Annotated in this window: 12 protein-coding genes; 10 read left to right on the top strand and 2 right to left on the bottom strand. The window is 69.9% G+C overall.

The annotated features are described in order from the left end of the window. Positions 1–100 precede the first annotated feature (100 nt). From A4X17_RS04325 to dapF, 7 genes are all read left to right on the top strand, one after another. Positions 101–409: a helix-turn-helix domain-containing protein gene (locus A4X17_RS04325; protein ID WP_056012120.1), complete on the top strand. Its 309-nt coding sequence runs from the start codon at positions 101–103 to the stop codon at positions 407–409. Positions 410–501: 92 nt separating this feature from the next. After that, positions 502–726: a DUF3046 domain-containing protein gene (locus A4X17_RS04320; protein WP_064294442.1), complete on the top strand. Its 225-nt coding sequence runs from the start codon at positions 502–504 to the stop codon at positions 724–726. Positions 727–1007: 281 nt separating this feature from the next. Next, positions 1008–2150 carry a recombinase RecA gene (gene recA / locus A4X17_RS04315; RefSeq protein ID WP_064294441.1) on the top strand — a complete coding sequence of 381 codons (1143 nt, stop codon included), beginning with the start codon at positions 1008–1010 and terminating at the stop codon, positions 2148–2150. A gap of 26 nt (positions 2151–2176) precedes the next feature. After that, entirely contained in the window at positions 2177–3052 is an 876-nt protein-coding gene (locus A4X17_RS04310) for a regulatory protein RecX (protein ID WP_064294440.1), read from the top strand. 35 nt (positions 3053–3087) lie between these two features. Beyond that, positions 3088–4689 (top strand): tRNA (N6-isopentenyl adenosine(37)-C2)-methylthiotransferase MiaB, encoded by a 1602-nt coding sequence (gene miaB / locus A4X17_RS04305; RefSeq protein WP_064294439.1) that lies wholly within the window; start codon positions 3088–3090, stop codon positions 4687–4689. Beyond that, positions 4686–5600: a tRNA (adenosine(37)-N6)-dimethylallyltransferase MiaA gene (miaA, locus tag A4X17_RS04300; protein ID WP_064294438.1), complete on the top strand. Its 915-nt coding sequence runs from the start codon at positions 4686–4688 to the stop codon at positions 5598–5600. Before miaB ends, miaA begins: the two co-directional genes overlap by 4 nt. Before the next feature lie 9 nt (positions 5601–5609). Then, positions 5610–6491: a diaminopimelate epimerase gene (gene dapF, locus A4X17_RS04295; RefSeq protein ID WP_064294437.1), complete on the top strand. Its 882-nt coding sequence runs from the start codon at positions 5610–5612 to the stop codon at positions 6489–6491. A 5-nt stretch (positions 6492–6496) separates the two neighbouring features. Here dapF and A4X17_RS04290 read toward each other — a convergent pair whose 3' ends face one another. Beyond that, a complete protein-coding gene (locus A4X17_RS04290) occupies positions 6497–7120 on the bottom strand; it encodes a class I SAM-dependent methyltransferase (RefSeq protein ID WP_064294436.1) in 624 nt (207 codons plus the stop codon). A 41-nt stretch (positions 7121–7161) separates the two neighbouring features. Here A4X17_RS04290 and hflX point away from each other — a divergent pair, with 41 nt between their 5' ends. Continuing rightward, positions 7162–8766 (top strand): GTPase HflX, encoded by a 1605-nt coding sequence (hflX, locus tag A4X17_RS04285; RefSeq protein WP_231884285.1) that lies wholly within the window; start codon positions 7162–7164, stop codon positions 8764–8766. Positions 8767–8775: 9 nt separating this feature from the next. On the opposite strand, the gene A4X17_RS04280 is transcribed toward hflX, so the two are convergent. Beyond that, positions 8776–9690 (bottom strand): hypothetical protein, encoded by a 915-nt coding sequence (locus A4X17_RS04280; protein ID WP_064294435.1) that lies wholly within the window; start codon positions 9688–9690, stop codon positions 8776–8778. 236 nt (positions 9691–9926) lie between these two features. On the opposite strand from A4X17_RS04280, the gene A4X17_RS04275 reads away from it, so the two are divergent. Both A4X17_RS04275 and metE read left to right on the top strand, forming a co-directional pair. Next, entirely contained in the window at positions 9927–10925 is a 999-nt protein-coding gene (locus A4X17_RS04275; RefSeq protein WP_064294434.1) for a methylenetetrahydrofolate reductase, read from the top strand. Beyond that, positions 10922–13249, top strand: coding sequence for a 5-methyltetrahydropteroyltriglutamate--homocysteine S-methyltransferase (gene metE / locus A4X17_RS04270; protein WP_064294433.1), 2328 nt, complete (start codon positions 10922–10924; stop codon positions 13247–13249). Before A4X17_RS04275 ends, metE begins: the two co-directional genes overlap by 4 nt. Positions 13250–13260: the final 11 nt, after the last annotated feature.

Genomic DNA, 13260 nt, shown 5'->3' with positions numbered 1-13260 from the left:
TCCACGAACGAGACGGCGATCAGCTGGGACGACGTGAATCCGCGTTGCAGAAGCAGAGCGCTGTACGACACGAGGTCGTAGAGCACAGAGGGAGGGTCACGTGGTTCTAGTCCGTCAAGAGATCGGCGACGTGCTGAGGGACTTCCGGTTGCAGAAGGGTCGCACGCTTCGCCAGGTGGCGAGTAAGGCGAGCGTCGCACTCGGATACCTGAGCGAGGTCGAACGAGGCCAGAAGGAGGCATCGAGCGAGATCCTCGCCTCGGTGGCCGACGCCCTCGACACCCCCATCTCCGTCATCATGCGAGAGGTCGGCGACCGCCTCGCGGTCATCGAGGGTCTCTCCCCGAACATCCCGGACACCGTTCCGGACGAACTGGTCAACGAGCTGGACGAACTCGTCTCCCGCTGATCGAGCGAGCACGGCAGCAGAACGCCCCGGGATCCCTCTCCCGGGGCGTTTCCGCGTCCGGACGGACGACGGAGGAAGGGACAGGAGCAGGAATGAAGCTGAGTGAGTTCAGGACGGCCGTGGCCGACGAGTTCGGTGTGGCGTACGGAGCGGTGCTCACCGGTGACCTCGGACTCACCGAGTTCGGCTCGAAGACCGCCGAGGAGGCGTTGCGCGCGGGTGTCCCGCCCCGCGACGTCTGGATCGCGCTGTGTACCGCGACCGACGTGCCGGACGAGCGACGCCACGGTGTCGGACGGCTGCAGCCGGGCGCGTGACGCGTCCCGCCTCACGGGCGAAGCGGTCTTCGACACGCCGCCCGATCTGTATCGAACATCCGTTCTAGTGGTGCTAGTGTCCTCCACAGGATCATTCGTGAGTGCGTTCTGCACGGATCGGGTCGTCCACCGGCGCATGTCGGTGGTGGCGCGTACCGTCGGAGACACCAGGAACGACCGACGCCTTGTCGCCCTCGGGCCCCGATCTTCAGCAGAAGCGGGCCCCGGAACACGCGGCGACAGCCTATAGGCACCCGACACCGAGCAGAGAGAAGCACACCATGCCAAGTCCAGCTGAACGCGAGAAGTCCCTCGAAACCGCACTCGCCCAGATCGACCGTCAGTTCGGCAAGGGCTCGGTGATGCGCCTCGGCAGCGACGAGCGTGCACCAGTCGAGGTCGTCTCCACCGGCTCGATCGCCCTCGACGTCGCGCTCGGCATCGGAGGGCTCCCGCGAGGCCGCATCGTCGAGATCTACGGGCCTGAGTCCTCGGGTAAGACGACGCTCACGCTGCACGCCATCGCGAACGCCCAGCGTGCCGGCGGCATCGCCGCCTTCATCGACGCTGAGCACGCGCTCGACCCCGAGTACGCCAAGAAGCTCGGCGTCGACATCGACTCGCTGCTCGTCTCCCAGCCCGACACGGGTGAGCAGGCGCTCGAGATCGCCGACATGCTCGTGCGCTCGGGTTCCATCGACCTCATCGTGATCGACTCCGTCGCCGCGCTCGTACCCCGCGCCGAGATCGAGGGCGACATGGGTGACTCGCACGTCGGTCTGCAGGCCCGCCTCATGTCGCAGGCACTGCGCAAGCTGACCGGTGGCCTGAACCAGACGAACACGACGATGATCTTCATCAACCAGCTGCGCGAGAAGATCGGTGTGATGTTCGGCAGCCCCGAGACGACCGCCGGAGGTAAGGCCTTGAAGTTCTACGCCTCGGTCCGCCTCGACATCCGTCGCATCGAGACGCTGAAGGACGGCACGGAGGCCGTGGGTAACCGTACGCGCGTGAAGGTCGTCAAGAACAAGATGGCTCCGCCCTTCCGGCAGGCCGAGTTCGACATCCTGTACGGCGTGGGCATCTCGCGCGAGGGCTCGTTGATCGACTTCGGTGTCGAGCACGCCATCGTCAAGAAGGCCGGCGCCTGGTACACCTACGAGGGCGATCAGCTCGGTCAGGGCAAGGAGAACGCCCGGAACTTCCTGCTGAAGAACCCGGACATCGCCGCTGAGATCGAGCGCCGGATCCTCGGCAAGCTCGGTGTCGGCGCCGAGGGTGCCGCCACCAAGAAGGCTGCGGATGCCGCCGCAGCCGAGGTCGCTGCTGTCGAGGCCGCCGCGCTCGAGGCGGCGACCGGTGGAGCCCCGCAGCTCGCAGCCGCCGGCGCATCGAAGTCCGCCGCGAAGCGCAGCGCGTAGCGCGCGCCCCGAACAGCGAGGTCACCATGGTCGTCTCCTTCCCTCCCGCCGGTCCGGCCGACGAGTCGTCGGAGCGCTTGGCCCCCGTGACCTCGCTGTTCGGCGGTCGGCGTCAGGCGCCCGATGCAACGGCAGAACCCGACGGCTGGTTCGTCGGGCAGACCGACGAGGCTCCGCTCGTGGCCGCGCCCGTCGCGCGTCCCGTCGCTCCGTTGCGACGGACGTCCACCGAGCGCGTCGAGAGGGAGACCACCCCGCCGGGCGACATGTCGAGCGATGCCCCGGCGGCGACCAGCCCGACGACACCACCCGAGCCCGACCCGCGGACGCTCGCCTGGACCTCGGTCGTCGAGGCGCCGGAAGACGCCGACGACCGCGCCAAAGCCGATGAGGTCGAGGCTCCGGTCGATCCGGAGGTTCGGCTGGCCGAACTCGACCTGCTCGCGGTGCGACGACTCGCCCGCCGCGGGTGTTCCGAGTGGGAGATCGCGGAGCTCCTCCGCGGCCACGACGCCGCACCCGACGAGGTCGAGCACGTCCTCGCCGAGCTCCGCCGACGCGGCTATCTCGACGATGCCGAACTCGCACGCCAACTCGTCGAGAGCCTGCACACCCGCAAGGGGCAGTCCCGTGCGGTGATCGGCCGCGAACTCTCCTCGCGACGCATCGACGCCTCGATCGTCTCCGAGGCCCTCGAGGCCATCGACGACGACGACGAGCTCCGACGAGCGCTGGTGGTCGCCGAGAAGCGTGCCGGTCAACTGCGCTCCCTCGATCAGGCGACGGCCGAGCGACGTCTGTCGGCCTATCTCGCGAGACGCGGATACGGCTCGGCGATCATCCGTGAGGCGTGCTCGCGTGCCCTGTCGGGGTCGAAGCGTTCCGGCGTGAGTTTCCGCTGACCGGAGGCGTCTCGGGCCGCGCGTAGACTGCCGGTATGAGCAGCATCGTCGAGACGCCCACGGTCATCAGCGCCTCACCCGCCGCGATCGACGTGTCAGGTCGGCAGCGGAGTTATGAGGTCCGCACCTACGGGTGCCAGATGAACGTGCACGACTCAGAGCGGCTCAGCGGGTCGCTCGAGGCCGCCGGTTACGTCAAGGCGGACGGCGAGCAGGCCGACATCGTGGTCATCAACACCTGCGCGGTCCGCGAGAACGCCGACAACAAGCTGTACGGCAACCTCGGCCACCTGGCATCGATCAAGAAGCAGCGCAGCGGGATGCAGATCGCCGTCGGCGGTTGTCTGGCGCAGAAGGACAAGGAGGTCATCCTCCAGAAGGCCCCGTGGGTGGACGTCGTCTTCGGGACGCACAACATGGGCTCACTGCCGTCGTTGCTGGAGCGGGCCCGGCACAACGACGAGGCCCAGCTGGAGATCCTGGAGTCGCTCGACACCTTCCCCTCCACCCTCCCGACCAAACGCGATTCCAGCTACAGCGGTTGGGTCTCGATCTCCGTCGGGTGCAACAACACGTGCACCTTCTGCATCGTGCCGTCGCTCCGTGGCAAGGAGAAGGACCGTCGCCCGGGCGAGATCCTCGGTGAGCTGCGCGCGCTCGTCGAGGACGGCGCCATCGAGGTGACGCTGCTCGGGCAGAACGTGAACTCCTACGGCGTCGAGTTCGGGGATCGTCAGGCGTTCGGCAAGCTCCTGCGGGCGGCGGGCACGATCGAGGGCTTGGAGCGCGTCCGGTTCACCAGCCCGCACCCTGCTGCCTTCACCGACGACGTCATCGAAGCGATGGCCGAGACGCCGAATGTGATGCCGCAACTGCACATGCCGCTGCAATCGGGTTCCGACCGCATCCTCAAGGCGATGCGTCGCTCCTACCGGTCCGAGCGCTTCCTCGGGATCCTCGATCGGGTCCGTGCGCGGATTCCGCACGCGGCCATCTCGACCGACATCATCGTCGGGTTCCCCGGCGAGACGGAGGAGGACTTCCAGGAGACCCTCCGCGTGGTCGAGGCCGCACGGTTCGCCAGCGCCTTCACCTTCCAGTACTCGATCCGAGCGGGTACGCCGGCGGCCACGATGCCCGATCAGATCCCGAAGGCCGTCGTGCAGGAGCGGTACGAGCGCCTCATCGCGTTGCAGGACCGCATCAGTCTCGAGGAGAACCAGCGTCAGGTGGGCCGGCAGGTCGAGTTGCTCGTCGCGGTCGGGGAGGGGCGCAAGAACGACGCCACGCATCGACTGAGCGGGCGGGCCGAGGACTCGCGTCTTGTCCACTTCGAGGTGCCGGCGGGCTCCGAGGTGCCGCGACCGGGTGACGTCGTGACCGTGACGATCACCGAGGCCGCGTCGTTCCACCTCATCGCAGACGCACCCGGCGCTGAACCCCTGCGGGTCCGTCGGACGCGTGCCGGAGACGCCTGGGATCGAGCTCAGGCCGATTCCTGCGGTGTGCCGACGACGGCCGCTGCGGCGGAGCCAGGCCGCGTCTCGCTCGGCTTGCCTGGCCTGCGCATCGGGGCACCGACCGTCGGCGTGACCACGTCTCCCATCTACGACCCGAGCGACGGCGAACGTCGGTGACCGGCTTCCTCGCGGTCGTCGGAGCGACCGGGACGGGGAAGTCCGCACTGTCGCTCGAGCTGGCGACCGCTCTCCGCGAGGCGGGCCGTCCAGCCGAGATCGTCAACGCCGACGCCATGCAGTTCTATCGCGGCATGGACATCGGGACCGCGAAGCTGCCCATGGAGGAGCGGCGCGGCATCCCGCACCACCTCTTCGACGTCCTGGACGTCACGGAGGAGGCGTCCGTCGCCTGGTACCAGCCGACGGCCCGTGCGGTGATCGACGAGCTCACCGCGCGTGGGGTGACGCCGATCCTCGTCGGCGGTTCCGGGCTGTACGTCTCGAGCGTCATCCATGACTTCCGTTTCCCGCCGAGAGACCGCGCCCTGCGGGAGCGCCTGGAACGGGAACTCGAGGACGTCGGGCTCCCGGCGCTCGTCGAGCGGCTCCGCCTGGCCGATCCTGCGACCGCCGACCGCATCGATACGGCGAACGCCCGCCGGGTCGTGCGCGCACTCGAAGTGCACGGGTTGGCCGAGCGCGGCCACGGTGCAGCGCTTCCGGAACGCCCCGTCCCCTGGCGGCCGGTCGAGGTCATCGGGGTCTCGACGCCGCGAGAGGTCCTCGTCGAGCGCCTCGACCGGCGCGTCGAGATGATGTGGGACGCAGGACTCGTCGCGGAGACTGCCGAGCTGCTCGAGCATGGCCTCGAGCAGGGTGTCACCGCCGGCCGTGCGATCGGGTACGCCCAAGCGGTGGCGCAACTGCGGTCGGAGCTCACCGAAGCGGAGGCGATCGCCGAGACCCAGCGTCTGACGAGGCGGTACGCGCGCCGTCAGGTCAGCTGGTTCAAGCGCTATCCGGCGATCACCTGGGCGGAGGGCGGCAGCGCCGAGGCGAGTGAGCTGGCCCGCCGGGTGCGCCCGTAGACTGGTCGGATGGCGTCGACACTCTCCTTCACGAAGGGCCACGGCACGGGCAACGACTTCGTGCTCTTCTCCGATCCTGACGGCGAGGAGGCCCTCGATCCGGGCCAGATCGCGGCGCTCTGCGACCGGCATTTCGGGATCGGGGCCGACGGCGTCATCCGCGCCGTCCGTTCCGCGCACCTCGATGCCGGGGCGGCCGTGCTCGCTGAAGACCCTGCCGCGGAGTGGTTCATGGACTACCACAACGCCGACGGTTCGGTCGCGGAGATGTGTGGCAACGGCATCCGGGTGTTCCTCCACTACCTGCTCGAGAGCGGGCTCGTGGAGCTGGCCCCCGGTGAACAGCTCGCCATCGGAACCCGCGCCGGCGTCCGGATGGTCGGCTACGACCCGCTCGGCTACGTCGTCGACCTCGGCCGATGGAGCCTCGACGAGCGGGAGACGCTCGTCCGGGTGAAGGGGCTGCCCGTGGCCCGCCCGGGGATCGGGATCGACGTCGGCAACCCGCACATCGTCGTCGCGGTCGCCGACGCCGCCGAACTCGACGGAGCGGAACTGGACTACGTCCCGCAGCTCGACCCCGTACCGCCGCACGGTGCCAACGTCGAGCTGGTCGTCCCGGGTGAGCCGCTCATCGCCGACGGCGTGGCCCGGATCCGCATGCGCGTCCACGAGCGTGGGAGCGGCGAGACCCTGAGCTGTGGCACAGGGACGGCTGCCGCGGCGCTCGCGTTCCGCCACTGGGCGGGCGCGGCGGCTCCGAACGACTGGCGCGTCGAGGTGCCCGGCGGGGTGCTCGGGGTGCGCATGGTTCCCGGCGCAGACGGCGAGCACGTGGTGCTGGCCGGTCCGGCGACGCTCGTCTACTCCGGGACGATCACCCTGGCCTGAGCCGGTCAGGCCGAACGGATCTCCCGGCGCCGGGCGTGCAGGACGCGGAAGCCCTTGGCCATGGCCGCACGTCCGACGTGGAACGACGTCGGCAGCTGCTCCTGCAACCACTTCTGCAGCGAGTCCGAGCCGAGGTTCTTCTGTACGACGAGCCAGGCGTCACCCTCGTCCTCGAGCCGCGGCAACCAGTGCATCAGCATGCGGTGCAGTTCGTCCTTGCCGACGCGGATCGGCGGATTCGACCAGATGGTCGCGAAGCGGACCGTGTCGGGGACGTCGTCGGGGAGGACGGCACGGATGTTGACGAGTCCGAGGCGCTCCGCGTTGATCCGGGTCAGGTCGAGCGCGCGTTCGTTGACGTCGACCGCCCAGACGGTCGCGTCCGGCGACGCGAGCCCGAGCGACAGGGCGATCGGGCCCCAGCCGCAGCCGATGTCGAGGAGGTCGCCAGTCGGCGGGGGAGGAGGGGTGTTCGCGAGCAGCACCTGGGTGCCCTGATCGAGGTGACCCGGACTGAAGACGCCGCCCGCTGAGACCAGCGAACGGTCGACGCCGCCGAGGCGTGCGGTGATCGGTTTGAGCTGCAACTCGCTCGCGGGTTCGGCGGTGAAGTAGTGCTCGTTCGACATACAGGAACGGTACCGGACCAGGAGGAAGTAGGGTTAACGCGATGCCTAGACCACCGATGGACGCACCCCAGGACCACGCAGACGACACCGATGTCGATGTCGAGGCGGTGGTGGACGACGCCTCGGTCACCGATCCCGACGACGTCGTCGCACGCGTGCTCACGAGCGCCGCGTCCCGATCGAGCGCGTACACCCTGTTCGGCAGCGGTGCAGCGGCCCTGCAGACGGGCGATGCCTCAGGAGGCAGCTCCGACGACGGCGAACAGTACGACCGCGAGGACCGACAGGCCCTGCGTCGCGTCGCCGGGCTCTCGACCGAGCTCGAGGACGTCACCGAGGTCGAGTACCGGCAGCTCCGGCTGGAGAACGTCGTCATCATCGGCGTCTACCCGCAGGGTGCGCTGCACGACGCGGAGAACTCCCTGCGCGAACTGGCAGCGCTCGCGGAGACCGCCGGCGCCGTCGTCCTCGACGGGCTCCTGCAGCGCAAACCGCACCCGGACCCGAGCACGTATCTCGGTCGCGGCAAGGCCCAGGAACTGAAGTCCATCGTCCAGGCGCTCGGCGCCGACACGGTCATCGCCGACACGGAACTCGCACCCAGCCAGCGCCGCGCACTCGAGGACGCGGTCGGCGTGAAGGTCATCGACCGCACGGCGGTCATCCTCGACATCTTCAGTCAGCACGCGAAGAGCCGAGAGGGCAAGGCGCAGGTCGAGCTCGCCCAACTCGAGTACCTCCTGCCCCGCCTCCGCGGCTGGGGCGAGTCGATGAGCCGTCAGGCCGGTGGTCAGGTCGGTGGTGCCGGTGCCGGTATGGGGTCGAGGGGCCCCGGTGAGACGAAGATCGAACTGGACCGGCGCCGCATCCACACCCGGATGGCGAGACTGCGCAAGTCGATCACGGCGATGAAGCCGGCGCGCGAGGCCAAGCGGGCGAACCGCCGCCGCAACACGGTGCCGTCGGTTGCGATCGCCGGTTACACGAACGCCGGCAAGTCCAGCCTGCTGAACCGCATCACGAAGGCCGGCGTCCTGGTCGAGAACTCGCTCTTCGCGACGCTCGACGCGACGGTCCGACGCAACGTGACCTCCGACGGACGCGAGTACACCCTGGCCGACACGGTCGGCTTCGTGCGCAACCTGCCGCACCAGCTGGTCGAAGCCTTCCGCTCGACGCTCGAGGAGGTCGCCGACAGCGACGTCATCGTGCACGTCGTCGACGCCGCGCACCCCGACCCTGCCGGCCAGATCGCCACCGTGCGCGACGTCATCGGTGAGGTCGGAGCTCGGCACATCCCCGAGCTGGTCGTGTTCAACAAGGCCGACCTCGTGGACGACGGCCAGCTGCTCGTGCTCCGCGGTCTCGTCCCGGACGCCGTCTTCGTGTCGGCCCGCACCGGTCTCGGGATCGACGAGCTCATGGAGCGCATCGAGACACTGATCCCGTCGCCGAGCAACGAGGTCCACGTCATCGTGCCCTTCGACCGCGGAGACCTGGTCACGCTGCTGCACGAACGCGGCAAGGTGCTGACGACGGACTACGACGAGCGTGGCACGATCGTGCACGCCCTGGTCGGTGCCGAGCTCGCCGCCGCCCTCGCGCCGTTCGCCGAGGTCGTCCCGGCACCAGCCGTGGCCGGCTGACCCGACTCCTCACGCGCAGCGCGCGCGGACGGCATCCTTGAGCGCCTCCGCCGTGTCGGCGTCGAGCGGGAGGGTCATGACGGCCTCCGGGCCGTCGTCGATCCGCACGACGAGTGGGAAGAGAGTCCCCACCTTGTCCTCCGCCAGGGCGTGCGGGTCGCACCGGGTCGGCGCGACCCGGAGTTCGATGGACTGCGGACCGCTTGCGGCGTCGACGGTCAGGCTGAGTGGCCAGTCCTGGGGTGGGTCACCGCCGTCGTCCGTCGGCGCCGGTCGCAGCAGGACCGTCGAGCGCAGCGCGACGAGCTCCAAGCGACCCGGAGCGCCGGTCGGCACCGCCGTGATCGTCAGGACGGCGACCGTCGTGGCTCCGGCACCTTCGAGGCGGATCCCGGGAGTGGCGGCCACCTCGGCGATGCGCTGCACCGCCGACACCGTGCACGTCGAGGCACGGATCCGCTGCAGCGCGTTCGTCGGATCGGACAGGCCGGATGCGGTGAGGACGGCGCCGTCGTCGAGTCTGAGCTGGAGATCGACCTGCACGTCCTCGTCGCGTGCGTCGCAGTCGACCGGTGGCAGCTCGACGGCGAGATCCGTGGTCTGTCCAGCGCGGATCGTCGAGGATCGGTCCCGGACGGTCGGCGCGGTGAACGCCGACCCCGCCAGCTCGAGTCCGACGATCGTGATGTCGTTGCCTCCGCCGTTGCCGACCCGGACGATCGCGGCGTCGCTCGCATACTGGTCGCGGTTCTGGCGGAACTCGATCACGAGGTCCTCCGCTGCGGCTGCGCGTGTCGCCCGCGGCAGGGGCGAACCGGCGGTCGTGCACCCGGACACGGCGAGCACCACCGCCACGCAGGACCCGATGACGCGCGAGCCGAGTGCTCGGCGCTCGCCGCCCCGGTGCCTGGTGCCCACGGTCATGGCATCAGCGTAGGACCGGAGCGCCGCCAGGGGAATGTGTCGCAGGATGACGCTGTCGGACGGATGTCCGTCGCGAGGATGGTCGGGCGTTGCTATCGTCGTGCGCATCGTACCCGCCCTCACCGGCGGAATCGGAGCGACAGCCGAGCCCGGCACCCGCCCACGACACACCAGCGGAACCGCTGCGTGCTGCGTGGTCGCCGGCTCTCGATCCGCTGCCACCGAGACGAGACCTCATGATCACGACGGAGCCCGCCTGTCCCGGGCGCACCCCCTTCTCGTTCGAGCTGTACCCGCCCAAGACGCTCGACGGCGGCGTCGCGCTCGCACGGACGGTCGAGCACCTGGTCGCCGCCGGCCCGGAGTTCATCTCGGTCACCTTCGGCGCCGGTGGTTCCTCGCGAACGGCGAGCCTGGACGTGCTGCGGAGCATCCGGACGGCGACCTCGGTGGACCCGATGGCCCACCTCACCTGCGTCGGGTCGACGCACGCCCAGGCCAGCCGACTCATCAAGGACTTCCTCGATGCCGGGGTGCACAGTTTCCTCGCGCTCCGCGGCGACCCGCCTGCCGGAGCCGTCGAGGGCGACGCCTTCCTCGGTGATCTGGGGAGTGCCGCGGAACTCGTGCAGCTCATCGGCCGGGTCAGTGCCGAGCACGAGCCCTACGCCGAGGGGTCGCTGGTCGGCCTCCCGGGCGCGGTGCAGCTCGGGCGACGCCATCGGCCGCGGATCGCGGTCGCCGCGTTCCCCAACGGACACCCGCGCTCGCGGTCGACGACGCAGGACCTCGACACCCTGTTGGCCAAGCAGGCGGCTGGGGCGACGCTCGCCATCACCCAGCTCTTCTTCCACGCCGACGACTACCTCGCCTTCGTCGAACGCGCGAGACGTCACGGCGTCACCATGCCCATCCTGCCGGGCGTGATGCCGATCACGAGTCCGGCGCGGTTGCGTCGGGTGCTCGAGCTCAGCGGCGAGGCGCTCCCGAGCGACCTGGCCATCGCGCTCGAGGTCGAACCGGACGAAGCGGGACGGATCGACATCGGCACCGACTACTCCGCGAGGCTCATCCGCGACGTCGTCGCGGGCGGCGCGCCGGGCGTCCACCTCTACGCCTTCAACCAGCATCGGACGGTGCTCGACGTGTTGTACCGTGCCGGCATCCCCGTGCCAGGCGACCGACCGGTCCGTCATCCCATCCCCGATCCACTCACCAGCAAGGACGCACGATGAACCCCACCTCCGCATTCCCCACCGGCACCATCCTCGGCTACCCGCGCATCGGGCCGAACCGGGAGTTGAAGCGCGCCGTCGAGTCCTTCTGGGCCGGCCGGATCGAAGCCGAGGCGCTCGAGCGGACGGCCGCCGAGCTGCGCGCCGCCACGCGTGCCAGCCTCGCGGGGCTCGGCCTCGACCCGACGAACGCCGCGATCCCCGAGAGCTTCTCGTTCTACGACCAGGTCTTGGACGCCGCGCTCACCGTCGGTGCCGTCCCGGAGCGCTTCTCGTCGCTCGTCGGGGCCGACGGTCGGGTCGACCTCGCCGGGGCGTTCACGATCGCTCGTGGCGCCGGCGACCTCGCGCCGCTCGAGATGACGAAGTGGTTCGACTCGAACTACCACTACCTCGTCCCGGAGATCGGCGAGTCGACGCCGTTCGCGCTCTCCGACGACCGGGTGGTCGAGCAGTTCCGCGAGGGCCTCGCCGAGGGGTACGTGACGCGGCCGGTCATCGTGGGCCCCGTGACGTTCCTGCTGCTGTCCAAGGCGGCCGAGGGGGCCTCAGCGGGATTCGCCCCGATCGATCGACTGGAGGCATTGCTGCCCGTCTACGCGGAACTCCTCCAGCGCCTCGCCGCTGCCGGCGCGCCCTGGGTGCAGCTCGACGAACCCGCACTGGTGTCGGAGACGTTCGACGTGCCGAGGTCGACGGTCCTCGCGGCGCTCGAACGATCGACGAGCGTCCTGTCCGCCGTGTCGGACCGCCCGGCGATCTTCGTCGCGGCTCCCTACGGTGCCTTGGGCGACGCCCTCCCGGTGCTCGCCGACTCGGGGGTCGAGGCCGTCGGTGTCGACCTCGTCCGAGGAGGCCTGCCGGACTCGTCACCCGGACTCGCCACGAAGACCGTCGTCGCGGGAGTGATCGACGGCCACAACGTGTGGCGCGGCGACCTGGCAGCCGCGGCCGATCTCCTGGAGCGCGCGGCGGAGCGCTTCCCGCAGCTCGCGGTGTCCACCTCGACCTCCCTCCTGCACGTCCCGCACGACGTGTCGGTGGAGACGAAGCTCGCCCCTCGTCTCCGGAGCTGGCTCGCCTTCGCCGACCAGAAGGTGGATCAGATCGCGGTCCTCGCACGCGGTCTCACCCAAGGGCGCGCAGCGATCGCGACCGAGCTCACCGCAGCGTCGGCCGCGCTCGACGATCGGCTGGCCGCGCCCGGGGTCATCGATGCCACCATCCGCGCACGGACGGCAGCGCTCGCACCAGCGGACTTCACCCGAGACGACTACCAGGAGCGCGCCACGGCGCAGGAGCAGGCGCTCGGCCTGCCGTTCCTCCCGACGACGACGATCGGCTCCTTCCCGCAGACCGGCGACATCCGTCGCGCCCGCGCGCAGCGGGTCGCCGGGACGCTCGACGAGGAGGCCTACGTCGCGACGATGCGCGCGGAGATCGGGCGCGTCGTGGCGCTGCAGGAGGATCTGGGGATCGACGTCGTCGTCCACGGTGAGCCCGAGCGCAACGACATGGTCCAGTACTTCGCCGAGCACCTCGACGGGTTCGCCGTGACGGAGCACGGGTGGGTGCAGTCCTACGGTTCGCGATGCACCCGTCCGTCGATCCTGTGGGGTGACGTTTCGCGGCCGGCGCCGATCACGGTCGAGTGGTCGGCCTACACGCAGTCGTTGACCACCAAGCCGGTGAAGGGCATGCTCACGGGCCCGGTGACGATCCTCGCCTGGTCGTTCGTGCGCGACGACCAACCGCTCGCCGAGACGGCGAACCAGGTTGCCCTCGCCCTGCGTGACGAGATCGCCGACCTGGAGCGGGCCGGCATCCGCATCATCCAGGTCGACGAACCCGCACTCCGCGAGCTGCTCCCGCTCCGGCGGGCCGACCAGGGGCGGTACCTCGACTGGTCGGTGGGCTCCTTCCGGCTGGCGACCGCGGGCGTGCGCGTCGAGACCCAGATCCACACCCACCTCTGCTACTCGGAGTTCGGGGTGGTGATCGACGCGATCCGACGACTGGACGCCGACGTGACGAGCATCGAGGCGGCTCGGTCGCGGATGGAGGTCGTGTCCGACATCCGGGCGAGTGGTTTCGACCACGGCATCGGCCCGGGCGTCTACGACATCCACTCGCCTCGGGTGCCGAGCGTCGCGGAGGTGACCGCATTGCTCGAGATCGCGCTGGAGGGGATCCCACAGCGCCAGGTCTGGGTGAACCCGGACTGCGGGCTCAAGACGCGAGGCTACGAGGAGACGGTCGCCTCCCTCGCCAACATCGTCGAGGCCACGCATGTGGTCCGCGCACAGGTCGGTGCGACCGGCTGACGTCGTCGGTC

The organism is Plantibacter sp. H53 (assembly GCF_001650455.1).
GTDB classification, from domain to species: domain Bacteria; phylum Actinomycetota; class Actinomycetes; order Actinomycetales; family Microbacteriaceae; genus Plantibacter; species Plantibacter flavus_A.
The sequence above is the reverse complement of the archived record's forward strand: the minus strand, read 5'-3'. Positions and strand labels throughout refer to the sequence as shown.

Excerpts from the sequence above, each read along its gene's own strand:
- hflX (WP_231884285.1), top strand. The coding sequence starts at position 7,162 with ATGCCTAGACCACCGATGGACGCACCCCAGGACCACGCAGACGACACC.
- miaB (WP_064294439.1), top strand. The coding sequence starts at position 3,088 with ATGAGCAGCATCGTCGAGACGCCCACGGTCATCAGCGCCTCACCCGCC.
- metE (WP_064294433.1), top strand. The coding sequence starts at position 10,922 with ATGAACCCCACCTCCGCATTCCCCACCGGCACCATCCTCGGCTACCCG.
- dapF (WP_064294437.1), top strand. The coding sequence starts at position 5,610 with ATGGCGTCGACACTCTCCTTCACGAAGGGCCACGGCACGGGCAACGAC.
- A4X17_RS04320 (WP_064294442.1), top strand. The coding sequence starts at position 502 with ATGAAGCTGAGTGAGTTCAGGACGGCCGTGGCCGACGAGTTCGGTGTG.
- A4X17_RS04290 (WP_064294436.1), bottom strand. The coding sequence starts at position 7,120 with ATGTCGAACGAGCACTACTTCACCGCCGAACCCGCGAGCGAGTTGCAG.
- A4X17_RS04310 (WP_064294440.1), top strand. The coding sequence starts at position 2,177 with ATGGTCGTCTCCTTCCCTCCCGCCGGTCCGGCCGACGAGTCGTCGGAG.
- A4X17_RS04275 (WP_064294434.1), top strand. The coding sequence starts at position 9,927 with ATGATCACGACGGAGCCCGCCTGTCCCGGGCGCACCCCCTTCTCGTTC.
- recA (WP_064294441.1), top strand. The coding sequence starts at position 1,008 with ATGCCAAGTCCAGCTGAACGCGAGAAGTCCCTCGAAACCGCACTCGCC.
- A4X17_RS04280 (WP_064294435.1), bottom strand. The coding sequence starts at position 9,690 with ATGACCGTGGGCACCAGGCACCGGGGCGGCGAGCGCCGAGCACTCGGC.